15 protein-coding genes and 1 pseudogene are annotated in these 17,318 nt (G+C 71.3%); 10 read left to right on the top strand and 6 right to left on the bottom strand.

Translation table 11 applies throughout. The features are described 5' to 3' along the window. Window positions 1–1,121: 1,121 nt before the first annotated feature. Window positions 1,122–2,009, bottom strand: a complete 888-nt coding sequence (locus tag AB0J88_RS34425; RefSeq protein ID WP_364349060.1) for an aminoglycoside phosphotransferase family protein — start codon at window positions 2,007–2,009, stop codon at window positions 1,122–1,124. Window positions 2,010–2,212: 203 nt separating this feature from the next. On the opposite strand from AB0J88_RS34425, the gene AB0J88_RS34420 reads away from it, so the two are divergent. The 10 genes from AB0J88_RS34420 to AB0J88_RS34375 all read left to right on the top strand — a co-directional run bounded on the left by AB0J88_RS34420 (window position 2,213) and on the right by AB0J88_RS34375 (window position 11,657). Beyond that, window positions 2,213–2,683, top strand: coding sequence for a Rieske (2Fe-2S) protein (locus AB0J88_RS34420; protein ID WP_364349063.1), 471 nt, complete (start codon window positions 2,213–2,215; stop codon window positions 2,681–2,683). Window positions 2,684–2,751: 68 nt separating this feature from the next. Next, complete coding sequence (gene uvrC, locus AB0J88_RS34415; RefSeq protein ID WP_364349066.1) at window positions 2,752–4,785, top strand: excinuclease ABC subunit UvrC; 2,034 nt, start codon at window positions 2,752–2,754, stop codon at window positions 4,783–4,785. Between the two features lie 11 nt (window positions 4,786–4,796). Continuing rightward, entirely contained in the window at window positions 4,797–5,690 is an 894-nt protein-coding gene (rapZ, locus tag AB0J88_RS34410) for an RNase adapter RapZ (protein WP_364349069.1), read from the top strand. Next, window positions 5,690–6,637 carry a uridine diphosphate-N-acetylglucosamine-binding protein YvcK gene (gene yvcK, locus AB0J88_RS34405; RefSeq protein ID WP_364349072.1) on the top strand — a complete coding sequence of 316 codons (948 nt, stop codon included), beginning with the start codon at window positions 5,690–5,692 and terminating at the stop codon, window positions 6,635–6,637. Before rapZ ends, yvcK begins: the two co-directional genes overlap by 1 nt. A gap of 59 nt (window positions 6,638–6,696) precedes the next feature. Beyond that, window positions 6,697–7,677 carry a DNA-binding protein WhiA gene (gene whiA / locus AB0J88_RS34400; RefSeq protein WP_089253797.1) on the top strand — a complete coding sequence of 327 codons (981 nt, stop codon included), beginning with the start codon at window positions 6,697–6,699 and terminating at the stop codon, window positions 7,675–7,677. A gap of 143 nt (window positions 7,678–7,820) precedes the next feature. Beyond that, the gene (gene gap, locus AB0J88_RS34395) at window positions 7,821–8,825 is read left to right on the top strand and encodes a type I glyceraldehyde-3-phosphate dehydrogenase (protein WP_364349075.1); all 1,005 of its coding nucleotides are present in this window, start codon (window positions 7,821–7,823) and stop codon (window positions 8,823–8,825) included. Between the two features lie 5 nt (window positions 8,826–8,830). After that, window positions 8,831–10,027, top strand: coding sequence for a phosphoglycerate kinase (locus tag AB0J88_RS34390; RefSeq protein ID WP_364349078.1), 1,197 nt, complete (start codon window positions 8,831–8,833; stop codon window positions 10,025–10,027). Next, window positions 10,027–10,818, top strand: a complete 792-nt coding sequence (gene tpiA / locus AB0J88_RS34385; protein ID WP_364349081.1) for a triose-phosphate isomerase — start codon at window positions 10,027–10,029, stop codon at window positions 10,816–10,818. The genes AB0J88_RS34390 and tpiA overlap by 1 nt, the downstream gene beginning before the upstream one ends. Before the next feature lie 85 nt (window positions 10,819–10,903). Further along, on the top strand, window positions 10,904–11,158 hold the full coding sequence (gene secG / locus AB0J88_RS34380; RefSeq protein WP_364349084.1) for a preprotein translocase subunit SecG: 255 nt from the start codon (window positions 10,904–10,906) through the stop codon (window positions 11,156–11,158). 154 nt (window positions 11,159–11,312) lie between these two features. Continuing rightward, window positions 11,313–11,657 carry an RNA polymerase-binding protein RbpA gene (locus AB0J88_RS34375; protein ID WP_364349087.1) on the top strand — a complete coding sequence of 115 codons (345 nt, stop codon included), beginning with the start codon at window positions 11,313–11,315 and terminating at the stop codon, window positions 11,655–11,657. On the opposite strand, the gene AB0J88_RS34370 is transcribed toward AB0J88_RS34375, so the two are convergent. The 5 genes and pseudogenes from AB0J88_RS34370 to AB0J88_RS34350 all read right to left on the bottom strand — a co-directional run bounded on the left by AB0J88_RS34370 (window position 11,654) and on the right by AB0J88_RS34350 (window position 17,237). Next, window positions 11,654–12,016, bottom strand: a complete 363-nt coding sequence (locus AB0J88_RS34370; RefSeq protein WP_364349090.1) for a hypothetical protein — start codon at window positions 12,014–12,016, stop codon at window positions 11,654–11,656. The two genes, AB0J88_RS34375 and AB0J88_RS34370, sit on opposite strands and share 4 nt — an antisense overlap. Before the next feature lie 140 nt (window positions 12,017–12,156). After that, entirely contained in the window at window positions 12,157–12,930 is a 774-nt protein-coding gene (pgl, locus tag AB0J88_RS34365) for a 6-phosphogluconolactonase (protein WP_364349093.1), read from the bottom strand. A 173-nt stretch (window positions 12,931–13,103) separates the two neighbouring features. Next, window positions 13,104–14,057, bottom strand: a pseudogene (locus AB0J88_RS34360) (glucose-6-phosphate dehydrogenase assembly protein OpcA); the annotation flags it as partial. Continuing rightward, window positions 14,054–15,568 carry a glucose-6-phosphate dehydrogenase gene (zwf, locus tag AB0J88_RS34355; RefSeq protein ID WP_364349096.1) on the bottom strand — a complete coding sequence of 505 codons (1,515 nt, stop codon included), beginning with the start codon at window positions 15,566–15,568 and terminating at the stop codon, window positions 14,054–14,056. The pseudogene AB0J88_RS34360 and the gene zwf, both read right to left, overlap by 4 nt. Window positions 15,569–15,629: 61 nt before the next feature. Further along, on the bottom strand, window positions 15,630–17,237 hold the full coding sequence (locus AB0J88_RS34350) for a glucose-6-phosphate isomerase (protein WP_364349418.1): 1,608 nt from the start codon (window positions 17,235–17,237) through the stop codon (window positions 15,630–15,632). Window positions 17,238–17,318: the final 81 nt, after the last annotated feature.

The raw sequence follows: 17,318 nt of genomic DNA, 5'->3' as shown, positions 1-17,318 counted from the left end.
GCCAAGACCACCACTGCGAAGACGGCCAAGGCCACCGGCACCACCCGTTCGAAGCCGACACCAGCGGCGGAGGAGAAGCCGGCGAAGAAGGCAGCCCCCCGAGCCCGCACCGCACCGAAGGCAACTACGCGAACGCGCGGCTGACAACCGCCACGCACCCACGGCCCGCGCCGCAGATCTCAGCGGCCGGGCGGTGAGGAGCGCCCTAGGGCTGGTCGGGCCGCGGCCTGCGCCGTGAGTTTGGCGGTCGCGGCTCTGACGTGCCGAACAACTGCTTGGGCTGTGGTCTGTGTCGTGGGCCTTGGCGGTCGGGCGGTGCGGAGTGCGGCGCGGCTGCTTGGGCTGTCGTCTGCGTCGCGGGTCTAGTGCTGTGCTGCTGATCATCGACGTCTATCGATGGGTGGCGGGTAGGTCTCAGTCGTGGCGGCGGGCCGCCCAGGCTCAGTCCCGCGCGGGTCACCTCAATTTAGGATCATGGTCTAAGTCAGTCATCTGTCGACGGTGATCGTGTGCGCCACATCAAGACGACGACTCAGCCCGCCCATGATCATGTGCGGCTGGTCTGGGCGACACGCCGTGGGACCTATCGACCTGCCACACACGATCATAAAAAAGGCGCCGCAGGTTCTTGATGAGACGCACATGATCATGGACTGGCGCATCGGACCGGCCAACCTCCCGACCAGGTGTCCGGGTGCCCGCCGCCCGCGGCACAGAAAATGCCTGACTTCGGACCTCCCCGACCAGGCGGGATATCAGCCGAGGTGACACTGCCATCGACCGCGTCGGCCTGCTACCGATCGCATCCATCGTCTGGCCTTTCGTAGACCTAGACGGGCGGTGAGGCGTCGGCGCGGCCGCTTGGGCTGCGGCCTGTGCGCTGGTCTTGGCGGTCGGGCGGTGCGGAGTGCGGCACGGCCGCTTGGGCTGCGGCCTGTGCGCTGGTCTTGGCGGTCGGGCGGTGCGGAGTGCGGCACGGCCGCTTGGGCTGCGGCCAGCGCGCTGGTCTTGGCGGTTCCCGCCGATGGTGGAGGCCGCGCATCGTGCGTGGTCCGCGTCCGAAGGCGCACAGCGCCGGCGTGCGGCTGAAGACGGTCAGCGGTCGACGTGGTGGCGCGACGTCAGAGGCTTGCCAGGATTCGGGCCTCGCGCATGACGGCCGCGCCGCCGTCGACGTTGCCGTGGTGGGCGGACCACAGGGCCGTTTCGACTCGGCGGGCCACCGACCACTGGATGATTCGCTCACCGGCCAGCGACAGCTCGCCAGCCAGCAGGGCGATGCGCGACCGGAGCGCGCCAGCCGGGTTCGGCGTCGCGAATGGGTCGTCGATCTGCTCCAGGAGTGGCCATGGGTCGTAGGCCGGGTCTCCGGTCATCGGTTTCGGGTCTATCGCCACCCAAGAGCCGGATCGCCCGGACAAGACGTTGCCAGGGTTGAAGTCGCCGTGCAGGAGGACCGTGCGGTCAGCCGACGCCGGCAGTTCCCGGAGCAGCCGGGCGCCCTCGGCCACGAGACCCCGGTCGTAGCCCGGCCGAACCCGGGCCATCCGTTCCTCGACCAGGTCCGCCCACTCGGCCGTGACCGTGCCCAGCTCCTCGAAGACACCGGCAGCCGGCAACGGAGCACCCCACAGCTCGCGCAGGACGGCGCAACCCGTCCGCAGCGCGTCCGCCGCGTCGAGCGAGGCCGACGCCAGCGGCTCGCCGGGCACACACCGTTCCAGGAGGAGGGCGTGCCGACCCGGGTCCTCCGCGAGCAACCGCACGGCACCACGGCCGGCCCAATGTCGCAGGGCGGCCGGCTCGCCGAGCATCTCCCGGTGCGGCCACCCGATCTTGACGATCACCTCAGAGCCGTCGGCCAGCGAGGCCGGCGCTACCCAGCTGCACGAGCCGCCCCGCAGCGGCGGCGACAAACGCAGGTCGAACTCGGCGCGTACCTCCTCGATCAGCGAAGGCAGCGACGCCAGCCACGGACCCGCCGCGGCCACACCGCTCAGCAGAGACATGATCGCCAGCCAACCAGACCGCCCGCGCGATGTGTATCTCTATCTCGGCGGCCTCGCGGCAGGTCACAAGCTTCAATCAGTATCGTGCCCCGGACGAATTGTCCTGACCCGCGCTTGATGAACCGGGGGCCACCAACCTGCGTATGGGTTGGCGGGGAAGTCAAACATTCAACTGATCATGCGGCCGAGGAGAGGCATAGCGGATGAGTAGGGAAGAGGCGGTGACGAGCCGGCGTACGCTGCTGGCCGGTGTCGGAGCGGTGGGGGCCGTGTCCGTGCTGGCGGCATGTGGCAGCGACGACCCGGCCGGGTCCGGGACGGCCACCACCGGTGGCAACCAGGAACCCACCGAGCCGGCCGAGGAGCCGGGTGGCGACACCGGCGGTGGCGAGGTCATCGGCAAGGTGAGCGACGTGCCGGTCGGTGGCGGCGCGCTGTTCGCGGCGACCGAGATGGTGGTGACCCAGCCGACCGAGGGTCAGTTCCACGGGTTCCGGGCGGTCTGCACCCACCAGGGTTGCCCGATCGCCAGCGTCGACAGTGGCACGATCAACTGCAGCTGCCACGGCAGCAAGTTCTCGCTGGACACCGGCGAGCCGCGCAACGGACCGGCTACCCGGCCGCTCACCGCTCGCGACGTCACGGTCAAGGGCGACGACATCGTCCTGGCCTGAGTGAGGGTCGGCGGGTCGGCCACCAAGATCAAAGGATCTTGTCGTACGCGAGCGATACGCTTTCCACCGTGGCTGACCCGTCGACCTACCGGCCCCCATCGGGCTCGATACCGGACCTTCCGGGCGTCTACCGGTTCCGGGACGCGACCGGCCGGGTCATCTACGTCGGCAAGGCCAAGAGCCTGCGCAGCCGCCTCAATTCCTACTTCGCCGATCCGTTCGGGCTGCACCAGCGCACCCGCCAGATGGTCACCACGGCGACCTCGGTCGACTGGATCACCGTCGGCACCGAGGTCGAGGCGCTCCAGCAGGAATACACCTGGATCAAGGAATACGACCCGCGGTTCAACGTCCGTTACCGCGACGACAAGTCCTACCCCTACCTGGCCGTCACGCTCGACGAGGAGTTCCCCCGGCTCCAGGTGATGCGCGGCGCCAAGCGCAAGGGCGTGCGCTACTTCGGCCCCTACTCGCACGCCTGGGCCATCCGCGAGACCCTCGACCTGCTGCTCCGGGTCTTCCCGGCGCGCACCTGCTCCAAGGGCGTCTTCAAGCGTGCGGGCCAGATCGGCCGTCCGTGCCTTTTGGGCTACATCGGCAAGTGCTCGGCCCCGTGCGTCGGCTCCGTGTCCGCCGCCGAGCACCGGCAGATCGTCGACGACTTCGTCGACTTCATGGCGGGCAAGACCGACACGTTGGTACGCAGGCTGGAGCGCGAGATGCTCGAAGCCAGCGAGCAGCTCGAGTTCGAGCGGGCCGCCCGCCTCCGTGACGACGTCGCCGCCCTGCGCCGGGCGATGGAGAAGCAGACCGTCGTGCTCGGCGACGGCACCGACGCCGACGTGGTCGCCTTCGCCGAAGACCCGCTCGAAGCCGCGGTCCAGGTCTTCCACGTCCGCGGCGGCCGGGTCCGGGGCCAGCGGGGCTGGGTCGTCGAGAAGACCGAGGACCTGAGCACAGGCGACCTGGTGCACCACTTCTGCTCGCAGGTCTACGGCGGCGAGCAGGGCGAGAGCGACGTGCCGCGCGAGCTGCTGGTGCCGGCGGTCCCGGCCGACGTCGACGCCCTCTCCGACTGGCTCAGCCAGCACCGGGGGAGCCGGGTCACGATGCGGGTGCCGCAGCGCGGCGACAAGAAGGCCCTGCTCGACACCGTCGCCCGCAACGCGCATGAGGCGTTGACCCGCCACAAGCTCAAGCGCAGCGCCGACCTGACCACCCGCAGCCAGGCGCTGGAGGAGATCGCCGAGGCGCTCGGCATGGACACCGCGCCGCTGCGCATCGAGTGCTACGACATCTCGCAGATCCAGGGCACCGACGTGGTCGCGAGCATGGTCGTCTTCGAAGACGGGTTAGCTCGCAAGAGTGAATATCGGCACTTCGTGATCAGGGGAGCGACCGACGACCTGTCGGCGATCTCCGAGGTGCTGCGCAGACGGTTCGCCCGTTACCTCGACGCCCGGGCCGAGACCGGCGAGCTCGGCGACGAGATGGAGATCGATCCCGACCGGCCCGGCATCGACCCGCGCACGGGCAAGCCACGCCGGTTCGCGTACCCGCCGCAGCTGGTCGTGGTCGATGGCGGCGAGCCGCAGGTGCGGGCGTCCGCCGCGGTCATGCGCGACCTGGGCATCGACGACATCGCGCTGTGCGGCCTGGCCAAGCGGCTCGAAGAGGTCTGGGTGCCCGACGACCAGTTCCCGGTGATCATGCCGCGCACGTCCGAGGGTCTCTACCTGCTGCAACGGGTACGCGACGAGGCGCACCGGTTCGCCATCACGTTCCACCGGCAGCGCCGCTCCAAGCGGATGACCGCCTCGCAGCTCGACAGCATCCCGGGGCTCGGCGAGATCCGCCGCAAGGCACTCATGCGGCAGTTCGGCTCGGTCAAGCGCCTGACCGCCGCGTCGGTCGAGGAGATCTCCTCGGTGCCCGGCGTCGGCGTGCGCACGGCCGAGGCGATCAAGGCCGCACTCGGCGGCGAGCCACAGCCACCCGCACCCGAGGAGACTCAGGAGAGCACGACACCAGACACAGCGGCGCCGGAGGCGCCGCCCGGGACGGAAGAGGGCGATGGGTCCGATGTTTACCGCGATGCCTAGGATTTCGCGTCGTGGGTGAGCGGGAGAACGACGAGCTGGACCGGTCCGACACCACGCTCGTGATCGTCACCGGCGTCTCGGGCGGCGGCCGGAGCACGGTCGCGCGCGCGTTGGAGAACGTCGGCTTCTACGTCGTCGACAACCTGCCGCAGACGCTCATGCTCGAGATGGCCGAGCTGGCCTACGCCGCCGGCGGCCCCGCCCGGCTCACCGCGATGGTGCTCGACGTGCGCAGCCGCGCGTTCTCCGCCGACCTGACCGGCGCCGTGCGCGCGCTGAAGGAACGTGGCTTCAACCCCCACGTGGTGTTCCTCGACGCCGACGACGACGTGCTCATCCGGCGCTTCGAGAGCGTCCGGCGCTCGCACCCCCTGCAGGGCGACGGCCGGCTGGCCGACGGCATCGCCGCCGAGCGCAAGCTGCTCGAAGAGGCCCGCGAGCAGGCCGACGTGATCATCGACACCAGCCACCTCAACGTCAACCAGCTCCGTCGCCGCGTCGAGGAGATGTTCGCCGGCGAGGACGCCCGCCGGCTGCGGGTGACCGTGCTCAGCTTCGGCTTCAAATACGGGCTGCCCGCCGACGCCGACTTCGTGCTCGACGCGCGCTTCCTTCCCAACCCGTTCTGGGTGCCGGAGCTACGCGACCAGACCGGCCGCGACGAGGCGGTCAGCGAATACGTGCTCGGCCAGCACGGCGCGGTGCCGTTCGTCGACACGTACTCCCGGCTGATCCTCGGCACCGCCCCCGGCTTCGAGCGCGAGGGCAAGCGCTACCTGACCGTCGCGGTGGGGTGCACGGGTGGCAAGCACCGCAGCGTCGCCATCGCCGAGGAGCTGGCCACCCGGTTGCGCGAGTCCCGGCTGTCGGCCTCCGCCCAGCACCGTGACCTGGGGCGCGAGTGATGCGCATCGTCGCGTTCGGCGGCGGTCACGGCCTGTCCGCATCGCTGCGGGCCCTGCGCGGAAAAGGCCACGACATCACGGCGGTCGTCACGGTCGCCGACGACGGCGGGTCCAGCGGCCGGCTGCGGGCCGAGCGGTCCGCGCTGCCGCCCGGCGATCTGCGGCAGGCCCTGGCCGCCCTGGCCGCCGAGCGGCCCGACACGCAGCAGACCGCCGAGCTCTTCCAGCACCGGTTCGCGCCCGACGGCCGCGACCACAGCCCGCTCGACGGCCACACTGTCGGAAATCTGGTACTCGTCGGCCTGATGGAACAGCTCGGCGACCCGGTGTCCGCTTTGGATCACGCGGCACGGATGGTCGACGCCTCCGGCCGGGTGCTGCCGATGGCGGTCAAGGCGGTGGGCATCGAGGCCGACATCCGCGGTGCCGACCCGCGCCGGCCGGGGATGCTGCTGACGGTCGTCGGGCAGCACGCGGTCGCGGTCGCGCCCGGCCACGTCGAGGCGGTCCGGCTCACACCGGCGGACCCTCCGGCGTGTCCCGAGGCGGTGGCGGCCGTCGAAAGGGCAGACTGGCTGATCTTCGGACCGGGCAGCTGGTACACCAGCGTGATCCCGCACCTGCTGGTGCCCGAGCTGGCGGCCGCGATCGTGGCCAGCCCGGCGCGCCGGCTGGTGACGCTCAACCTGGCCGCCGAACCCGAAACCTGGGGGCTGTCGGCTGCTGATCACCTGGCGGCACTGCGCTGGTACCTGCCGGAGCTGAAAGTCGACACGGTTCTCGCCGACGGGACCGCCGTCGGTGACCCCGAACCCGTCCGTCGTGCGGCAGAATCGCTGGGTGCGCGGCTGGTGCTCGCCCCGGTGGCGGTCGCCGACGGCAGTCCCCGACACGATCCCGAGGCCCTCGGGGCGGCCCTGGTGCCTGTCCTGGGCGCCAGTCGTTAAGCACGTGAGAACCCACCGGCTTCGGGCCGGAGAACCGGCACGCGAGGTGACGATTAGTTATGGCGATGACCGCCGCGGTCAAGGACGAGCTGAGCCGGGTCGACGTGCCCAAACCGTGCTGTCGGCGGGCCGAGATGGCCGCGCTGCTGCGGTTCGCCGGCGGCCTGCATATCGTCTCGGGCCGGGTGGTGGTCGAGGCCGAGCTCGACACCGGGGCGGTCGCGCGCCGGCTGCGCCGGGAGATCGCCGAGGTCTACGGCTACCCGAGTGAGATCCACGTGCTGGCCTCCGGCGGCCTGCGCAAGGCCAGCCACTACATCGTGCGCGTGGTCAAGGACGGCGAGATCCTGGCCCGCCAGACCGGCCTGCTCGACGTCCGCGGCCGTCCGGTCCGGGGCCTCCCGCAGCACGTCGTCTCCGGCAACGTCTGCTGCTCGGTGGCGGCCTGGCGCGGCGCGTTCATGGCACACGGCTCGCTGACCGAGCCCGGCCGGTCCAGCGCCCTGGAGATCACGTGCCCCGGCCCGGAGTCGGCGCTGGCGCTGGTCGGCGCCGCCCGCCGGATCGGCATCACCGCCAAGGCCCGCGAGGTCCGCGGCGTCGACCGGGTCGTGGTCAAGGACGGCGACGCGATCTCCGCGCTGCTCACCCGGATCGGCGCGCACAGCAGCGTGCTGGCCTGGGAGGAGCGCCGGGTCCGGCGCGAGGTGCGGGCGACCGCCAACCGGCTGGCCAACTTCGACGACGCCAACCTGCGCCGCTCGGCGCGCGCCGCGGTGGCCGCCGCCGCCCGGGTCACCCGGGCGCTGGAGATCCTCGCCGACGACGCTCCCAACCACCTGACCTCGGCCGGCAAGCTGCGGCTCGACCACCGCCAGGCCTCCCTGGAGGAGCTGGGCGCCCTGGCCGACCCGCCGCTGACCAAGGACGCGATCGCCGGCCGGATCCGGCGCCTGCTGGCCCTCGCCGACAAGCGGGCGCGCGATCTGGGCATTCCGGACACGGAAGCCGCTGTGACGCCCGACATGCTGGTGGTCTGAGAGACGACCTGCCGCGCGGATGAAGCACGGGCTCAGATAGGGTCGTCAGGTACGGCGACGGGGCCGGCAACCGGTTCTAACACCGGCCGGCGTACGCGATGATCGCGGCGGCCGGCAATCTCATCATCAAGGAGATGAAACCTGTGACCATCCGGGTTGGCATCAACGGCTTCGGCCGCATCGGCCGCAACTTCTTCCGGGCCGTCCTCGCGTCCGGGGCGGACGTCCAGCTGGTCGGCGCCAACGACCTCACCGACAACGCCACCCTCGCCCACCTGCTGAAGTACGACTCGATCCTGGGTCGGCTCCCGTACGAGGTGAAGGCGACCTCCGACGAGATCTCGGTCGGCAGCCAGACGTTCAAGGTGTTCGCCGAGCGCGACCCGGGCAAGCTGCCCTGGGGCGACCTGGGCGCCGACGTCGTGATCGAGTCGACCGGCCTGTTCACCGACGCCACCAAGGCCCGGGCGCACGTCGACGGCGGTGCGAAGAAGGTCATCATCTCCGCGCCGGCCAAGCACGAGGACGTCACGGTCGTCATGGGTGTCAACGACAACCAGTACGACCCCGCGAAGCACACGATCATCTCGAACGCCTCCTGCACCACCAACTGCCTCGCGCCGATGGCGAAGGTGCTGCACGACACGTTCACGATCCAGCACGGTCTGATGACCACGATCCACGCGTACACGCAGGACCAGAACCTCCAGGACGGCCCGCACAAGGACCTCCGCCGGGCTCGGGCCGCCGCGCTCAACATCGTGCCGACCTCGACCGGTGCCGCCAAGGCGATCGGCCTCGTGCTCCCCGAGCTCAAGGGCAAGCTCGACGGCTACGCGCTGCGCGTGCCGATCCCGACCGGCTCGGCCACCGACCTCACGGTCAACGTGGGCCGCGAGACCTCGGTCGAAGAGGTCAACAACGCGATGAAGGAAGCCGCCGCGGGTGCGCTCAACGGCTACCTGACCTACACCGAGGACGAGATCGTCTCCAGCGACATCGTCACCGACCCGGCGTCGTGCATCTTCGACTCGGGCCTGACCAAGGTCATCGGCAACCAGGTCAAGGTCGTCGGCTGGTACGACAACGAGTGGGGCTACTCGAACCGCCTGGTCGACCTGGTCAAGCTCGTCGGGGCCTCGCTCTGACCATCATGAAGACGCTTGACGATCTCCTTGCGGAGGGAGTCGCGGGTCGGCGCGTGCTCGTGCGCGCCGACCTGAACGTCCCCTTCGAGAAGAGCAACCCCGGTGTGATCGCCGACGACGGCCGCATCCGGGCTGTCCTGCCGACGGTCAAGGCGCTCCGTGACGCGGGCGCCGCCGTGATCGTGATGTCCCACCTGGGTCGCCCGAAGGGCGCGCCCGACCCGAAGTACACGCTCGCTCCGGTCGCGCAGCGGTTCGGTGAGCTGCTCGAGGGCGAGGTCCACTTCGCCAGCGACACCGTCGGCCCGGACGCCACCGAGAAGGTGGCGTCGCTCGGCGGCGGCCAGGTGCTGCTGCTGGAGAACCTGCGCTTCAACGCCGGCGAGACCAGCAAGGACGACGCCGAGCGGGGCGCGTTCGCCGACCAGCTCGCCGCGTTCGCCGAGGCCTATGTGGACGACGCGTTCGGTGCCGTGCACCGCAAGCACGCCAGCGTCTTCGACGTGCCGGCCCGGCTCCCGCACTTCGCGGGCGGTCTGGTGCTGCGCGAGGTCGAGGTGCTGGCCCGGCTCACGGAGAGCCCCGAGCGGCCGTACGCGGTGGTGCTCGGCGGCGCGAAGGTCTCCGACAAGCTCGCCGTCATCGAGGCGCTGCTCCCCAAGGTCGACAAGCTCCTGGTCGGCGGCGGCATGTGCTTCACGTTCCTCAAGGCGCAGGGCCACGAGATCGGCAAGTCGCTGCTCGAGGACGACATGCTCGACACCTGCCGTGACCTGCTGGCCCGCGGTGGCGACAAGATCGTGCTGCCGACCGACGTGGTGGCCGCGACCGAGTTCTCGGCCGACGCCGACCACGACGTGGTCGCTGCCGACGCGATCCCGGCCGACCGGCTCGGGCTCGACATCGGCCCCGCCAGCGTCGCCGCGTTCGCCGGTGCCCTCGCCGACGCCCACACGGTGTTCTGGAACGGCCCGATGGGCGTGTTCGAGCTCGCGCCGTTCGCGGCGGGCACGCGGGGCGTGGCTGAGGCGATCATGAAGGTCGACGGCCTGACCGTCGTCGGCGGTGGCGACTCCGCGGCCGCGGTGCGCGCGCTCGGCCTCGACGAGGACGCGTTCGGCCACATCTCGACCGGCGGGGGAGCCTCGCTGGAATACCTGGAGGGCAAGCGCCTTCCCGGCATCGCCGCTCTGGAGTCCTGATGGCGCCGCAGTCGCGCCGGCCGCTGATGGCCGGCAACTGGAAGATGAACCTCAACCACCTCGAGGCCATCGCGCTCGTGCAGAAGCTGGCCTTCAGCCTCAACGAGCAGCAGCTCACCGACGTCGAGACGGTGGTGATCCCGCCGTTCACCGACCTGCGCAGCGTGCAGACCCTGGTCGACGGCGACAAGCTGCTCATCGGGTACGGCGCGCAGGACCTCTCGCCGCACAAGGGTGGCGCCTACACCGGCGACATCTCCGGCCCGCTGCTGGCCAAGCTCGGCTGCTCGTACGTGGTCGTGGGCCACTCCGAGCGCCGCCAGTACCACCACGAGGACGACCAGGTGGTCAACTCGAAGGTGCAGGCGGCCCTGACGTACGAGCTCACGCCGATCTTCTGTATCGGCGAGGGGCTCGAGGTCCGCGAGGCCGGCGACCAGGTTGCGCACTGCGTCGCGCAGCTCGACGCCGGGCTCGACGGGCTCAAGGCCGAGCAGGTGCGCAAGGTCGTGGTCGCGTACGAGCCGGTCTGGGCGATCGGCACCGGCAAGACCGCGACCCCGGAGGACGCCCAGGAAGTCTGTGGGGCGCTCCGCGCACGGCTGGCCGAGCGGTTCGACGCCGAGACGGCCGACGTGACCCGCATCCTCTACGGCGGCTCGGTCAAGGCCAACAACGTGGCCGCGATCATGGCCCAGCCGGACGTGGACGGCGCGCTGGTCGGCGGTGCGAGCATCGACGCCGACGAGTTCGTGCAGATCGTCCGGTTCCCGGAGCACATCAAGAAGTAAAGGCACGGGTGGCCGGGTCCGCACTTCGCGGACCCGGCCGCTATCCTTGCGAAGTCGCGTCACGTCGAGAGGACAACCCACCGCCATGCCGATCGCATTCGCCTACACGTTGATCGTGTTGCTGATCATCACGAGCGCGCTGCTGACGATGCTGGTCCTGTTGCACCGCGGCAAGGGTGGCGGCCTGTCCAGCATGTTCGGCGGCGGCGTCAGCACCAACCTCGCCGGCTCGTCCATCGCCGAGAAGAACCTGGACCGCTACACCATCCTGGTGGGGATCGTCTGGTTCGCGTGCATCGTGGGTCTGGGCCTCTGGCTCAAACTCGCCGTCGCCAGCTAGCACCCATCCCGGCCAAATAGTCGTAAAATCGTGCGCGGTCCGGACCTGGTTCCGGGCCGCGCACGAGTTTTCAGCTCACGTTTGTTCCGCTTCACCGCGTCGCGAAGCCGCATTCCCCGCGGCCGACCCCGCACGACGACAGGAGCGACATACCGTGCCCAGCGGCAGCGCAATCCGTGGCACCCGGGTCGGTTCCGGCCCGATCCGCCCCAGCGAGCGGTGCGAGCCAGCACCGCGGCGCCCGGTGACCTACTGGTGCGCCAACGACCACACCGTCGAGATCTCCCTGGCGGCCGAGGTGGCCCCGCCGGCGACGTGGGACTGCCCCCGTTGCGGGCAACCAGCCGGCCTGGACGCCGCCAACCCGCCCGGGCGACTACGTCCGGAGCCCTACAAGACCCACCTGGCGTACGTGAAGGAACGGCGCAGCGACGCGGACGGCGCGGCCATCCTCGCCGAGGCGCTGGCCAACCTGCGCCAGCGCCGCGGCGGCAACTAGACCAGCAGCCAGTGGCGGGTCGTCGTCCAGCCCAGCAGCCGACGCCCGCCACCGGGGGTGCGGTCGCCGTCGAAGCGGCCGCCGTGCGGGACGTACCCGAGACCGGCCAGCGCGGGCGCCAGCCGCTCGCTCACCGGCCCGGGTGCAGCCGCCACGTCTTCACGCAATCGGTCGAGCACGGTCCGTGGGTCTTCGCTCTCCGAGAGTGACAAGAAAAAGATCATCTGCCGCCAGGCGTACGCGACGTCCTTGACCGTGCGCAGCGGGCGGGGGTTGTGCTCGAGCTGTCCGGTCAGCCGCACCACGGCCTGCCCGCGCACCTGCGGTGTCGTGCTCAGGTGCACGACCTGCGAGGTCACCCTCAGGTCGGCGACCGGGGTGCCGGAGCCGATCGTGAGGTGCCCCGAAGGCCATGCAGGCGAGCACCGCGGACGAGCGCGCGGCCCGCTGCGGTGCCCGCTCCCGGGTCGCCGGGTCCTCGTGGGTGTGCGCCCGGATTTCAGCTCCGGACGCTGCGGAAGGTCCGGCGGACCTGAGTCGCGGCGGCACTGTCCAACTGCCAGATCGTGCGGTTGACGCCGTGCACCCCGGCCGCCGGTAGCTGCACCGGGCCTGCCCCGGTCAGTGCCATGCCGACCGCGCCCGCCTTGTCGGGGCCGGCGGCCACCAGCCACACCTGGTCGGCGGTGTTGATCGTGGGCAGGGTCAGTGTGGTGCGCACCGGCGGTGGCTTCGGGCTGCCCCGCACCGCGCTTACCGGCCGCGTCTCGTAGGCCACCGGGTGCTCCGGGAAGACCGACGCGACGTGGCCGTCCTCGCCGACCCCCAGCATCAGCACGTCGAAGTGGGGGAGCGGGGCCGTGCCGGGGCGGGCCGCCCGGGCCAGCTCCTGCGCGTAGCGTGCCGCGGCCGCCTCCGGGTCGTTGCCGTCCGGGCCGTCCGAGGGTGGCATCGCGTGCACCCGGGCCGCCGGCACCCGCAGCGCGTCGATGAGCTGCTCGCGCGCCTGGGTCTCGTTGCGGTCCGGGTGGCCGGCAGGCAGGAACCGCTCGTCGCCCCACCAGAAGTCGACCCGGGTCCAGTCGACAGCGTCGCTGGCCGGGAAGTCGCGGACCGCGCGGTGCACCGCGCCGGCGATCCGGCCGCCGGTCAGCACCCACGACGCCGCGCCGCGTTCGGCCTGGGCGTCGATCAGGGTGACCACCAGCCGCGCCGCCACGGAGTGGGCCAGCACGTCGGGGTCCGAGTGGACGATGACGCTCGTCTCGCTCATCCGTCGGTGCCCTGTTCGGAGGGAGACGTCGGCGCCGAGCCCTGCGCGGTGCCGGCACCCGCCGAGGCCGGGCGGACCCGGTCGCCGGTGCGCGGCGGCATGTCCTCCACCTGGGTGGGCGGGCCGCCGCCGACGATTCCAGGGCCGAGACCGGGGGCGTGGCCGGCGGTCATCGGGTCCTTCCAGACGTGCACCCGGTGGGCCGGCCGGGTGTCGAGACCGGTCTCGCCGGTCATCGCGCCCAGCGCCGCCGCGTAGACCTGGTCGGGGTCCAGCCGCCGCAGCTCCTCGGCCAGCTCCTCGCCGAGCGGCCGGCGGACCAGCGGCAGCAGCCGCTGAGCCTGGTTGGTCCGCGTGAAGGTCGCGACGTCCTGCTCGCGGGCGAGGGAGAGCTCGTCGTTGTTGGCGGCGACCAGACAGACCGAGTGCATGATCCGGTGGCTGTCGGTGTCTTCCCAGCGGGGCTTGATGTCGAGCCGGGCGGACAGCCACCCGGACATCAACGCCGCGGTCGGGTCCTTCTTCGGCGCCTCGATCCGGGCGCCGACGACCCGCTGCTCGGTCGTGTCGAAGGCCGACGCGACCAGCGTGCGCCACGGGGTGATCCGGGTCCACGCGAGGTCGGTGTCGCCCGGCGCGTAGTCGCGAGCCCGCTGGCGCAGGGCGGCGACCGGGTCCGGGGTCTGCGCGACGTCGGTGATCCGGCGGTCGGCCACCACGCCGAGGAAGTCGTTGGCGATCTTCTCCGGGGGCTCGCCGTGCCACCAGGTGACCACGGGGACGTCCGGCACCAGCAGCGGCATGACCACCGACTCGGCGTGCAGCGCGAGCCGGCCGTACATCCGCATGACGACCGCCTCGCACGGGCCGAGCCGGCCGCCGACGACCACCTCGGCGTCGAGTCGGTTGCTCGGCCGCTCGACGTCGGCGCGGACCACGATCAGCAGGCGGCACGGGTGCATCGAGGCGGCGATGGTGGCGGCCGCCTCGGCCTCGCGTACGCGCTTCTCGTCGACGACGACGATCAGGGTCAGCGCCATCCCGCTGGCCACGCCGCCGGCCGAGCGCCGTTCGGTGGCGAGCGCCTTGACGACCTCGTTGCCCGTGGTGTCCCAGAGTCCGATCATGCCCGCCTCCAGTGCCGGCCGTCGCGGCGCAGCAGTTCGTCAGCCGCGTGCGGCCCCCACTCACCGGCCCGGTAGGGCTCGGGCGTGGTGCCGGCCCAGGCGTCCTCCAGCGGGTCGATCACCCGCCAGCTCTGCTCGACCTCGGCCGCGTCGGGGAACAGGGTGCGGTCGCCGACCAGCACGTCGAGGACCAGCCGCTCGTACGCCTCCGGGCTGGACTCCGTGAACGCGGCGCCGTACTCGAAGTCCATCGCGATGTCGCGTACCTCCATGGTCGTGCCGGGGACCTTGGAGCCGAACTTGAGGACCACGCCCTCGTCCGGCTGCACCCGGATGACCAACTGGTTGGCGCCGAGCATCTCGATGTCGTACGGGTTGAACGGCAGGTGCGGCGCCTTCTTGAAGATGATCGCCAGCTCGGTGACCCGGCGGGGGAGCCGCTTGCCGCAGCGCAGGTAGAACGGCACGCCGGCCCAGCGCCGGTTCTGCACGCCGAGCTTCACCGCCACGTACGTCTCGGTGGTGGAGTCGGACGGCACGTCCTTCTCCTCGAGGTAGCCGACCGCCCGCTCGCCGCCGACCCAGCCCGGCAGGTATTGCCCGCGGACCGTCTCGTCGCGGATGTCGCCCGGCACCTTGATCGCCCGGAGCACCTTGAGCTTCTCGGTGCTGATCTCCGCAGCGTCGAAGCTGGTCGGCTCCTCCATCGCGACCAACGTCATCAGCTGGAGCAGGTGGTTCTGGAGCACGTCGCGGGCGGCACCGGCGGCGTCGTAGAAGCCGGCCCGGGTGCCGATGCCCACGTCCTCGGCCATCGTGATCTGCACCGAGTCGACATACTTGCTGTTCCAGAGGGGCTCGAACAGGTTGTTGGCGAACCGCAGGGCCAGGATGTTCTGGACCGTCTCCTTGCCCAGGTAGTGGTCGATCCGGAAGACGTCGCCGCGGGTGAACACGTCGTCGACCAGGCCGTTGAGCGCCTTGGCCGAGGCCAGGTCGTTGCCGAACGGCTTCTCCACCACCACCCGCCGCCACCCGCCGGACTTGCGGTTGTCGGCCATCCCGGTGCGGGCGAGCTGCTTGAGCACGGTCGGGAACGCCGGTGGCGGGATCGCGAAGTAGAACGCGGCGTTGCCGGCGATGCCGTGCGAGTCGCGCAGCTCGTCGAGGGTCGACGCGAGCTGGTCGAACGCCTCGTCGTCGTCGAACGCACCCGGCACGAACTTGATGCTGCCGGCGAGCCGGGCCCACACCTCCTCGCGCCAGGGGGTGCGCGCCCCCTTCTTGACCGCGTTCATCGCCACGGTCTCGAAGTCGCCGTCGCCCCAGTCACGCCGGGCGAACCCGAGGACCACGAAGCCCGGCGGCAGCAGCCCTCGGTTGGCCAGGTCGTAGATGGCCGGCAACAGCTTCTTGCGGGACAGGTCGCCGGTCACGCCGAAGATCACCAGAGCACACGGCTCGGGGATCCTCGGTAGTCGGCGATCTTGGGGGTCGCGGAGCGGGTTCACTCATCCACCTCGGGTTCTCCATGCCGACCGAAGGTCCAGGCATCGGTCATGGCACTGCCTCCTAGTGTGAATCCTTGCTGGCGGGCAGGCTTGCCAACGCGCTCAGCAACTGGTCGATGCCGGCCGCCCGGTCGGTGAGGTGCAGCCGGACGACGGGTCGTCCCCGGTCGGTCATCGCCTTGCGGTCACCGGCCGCCTGGGCCGCCTGAAGATCGCCGAAGGTGTACGGCTTCCCGGAGATCGCCAGGTCGTCGGCAACGGCGCCGGTGAGCTGGAGGAACGAGCCGACCTGCGGACCGCCCTTGTGGTACTGGCCGGTCGAGTGCAGGTAGCGCGGCCCCCAGCCGAAGGTCACCGGTCGACCGGTGGCCGTGGCCAGCAGTGCCCGCGACTGCTCGGCCCGCGCGTCCCCGAACCGGTCGAGGAACGCGAGCACGGCCAGGTAGCCGTGCGGGTCGACGCCGTCGACCAGCGCGCCGAGCACCGCCGCGAGGCTGTCGCCGGCGCCGCCGTGGACCTCGACCGCGCCCTCGGTGAACGACGGCGACTCGTCCGGCAGGCCCTCGGCGAGGATCCGGGTGGTGTTGTTCTTCGACTCGGTGACGTTGGGCTGGTTGAACGGGTCGATGCCGATCAACCGGCCGGCGATCGCCGTGGCGAACTCCCACAGCAGGAACTGGGCGCCGAGCGGGCCGTTGACGGCCAGGTCGGGCCGGACACCGCCGCCGGGCACGGCGGCCGGCGGCTGCGCGCCACCCATCGTGACGGTGAGCACGTCGCTGCCGTGCGCGCCTGGGCTGTCCGGGGTCTCGATCACCACCGGCAGGATGCCCTTGCCGTCCTTGCCGGTCGACTCGGCGATCAGCTGCTCGGCCCAGTCGCCGAGGCCGACGATGCCGGTGCCGTCGGAGACCAGCGCCACCTTGTCGCGGCCCGCGACGGCTGCCGCACCGAGCGCGGTGCCCAGCGCGAGGCCGGGGTTGCCGCTCTCCTCGGGCAGCGCCGCGAGCAGGTCCTCGGCCTGGTCGAACAGCTCCGCGACGTCGACCCCGGCGAGGGCCGACGGCACGACGCCGAACGCGGTCAGCGCCGAGTAGCGGCCGCCGACCTCGGAGTCGGCCAGGAACACCTGCGCGCCCATCTCCCGCCCGGTGGTCTCCAGCGGCGAGCCCGGGTCGGTGACCATCACGAAATGCCGGCCGGCCTCGGCCTCGGTCATGCCCGAGTCGAGGAACGCCTGCCAGTACGCGCGCCGGTGGCTGTCGGTCTCGACCGTGCCGCCGGACTTGCTGGACACCACCACGAGCGTGCGCTCCAGCCGGTCGGCCAGCGCCGCCCTGATCTGGGCGGGGTCGGTCGTGTCCAGCACCGTCAGCTCGACGCCGAGGGTACGGGTGATCACCTCCGGAGCCAGTGACGAGCCACCCATGCCGGCCAGCACCACGTGGTCCAGGTCCGCGAGCTCGGTGCGGAGCTCGGCCAGCCGCGGCAGCAGCTCCCTGCTGCGGCGGAAGGTGTCGACCCAGCCCAGCCGGATCTTCGCCTCGGCCTCGGCCTCCGGACCCCAGAGCGCGGGGTCCTTGGCGACCAGCTTGGTGGGCACGTCGGCGCCGACCAGCGCGGCGCGGGCGGCTGCCGCCTCCGTGCTGCCGGCGCCGTAGACGGCGATGCCGGCCGCGGCGACGACGCCGTCGGCGAATGCCGGACCGGCGTCGTCGTCGTTGCCCGGAACCCCGTCGGACCCGAATCC

This window comes from Asanoa sp. NPDC049475, from assembly GCF_040676915.1.
In the GTDB taxonomy this organism is placed as follows: Bacteria; Actinomycetota; Actinomycetes; order Mycobacteriales; family Micromonosporaceae; genus Asanoa.
Note: the sequence above shows the minus strand (reverse complement) of the source record. Positions and strands in the feature narration are given on the sequence as shown.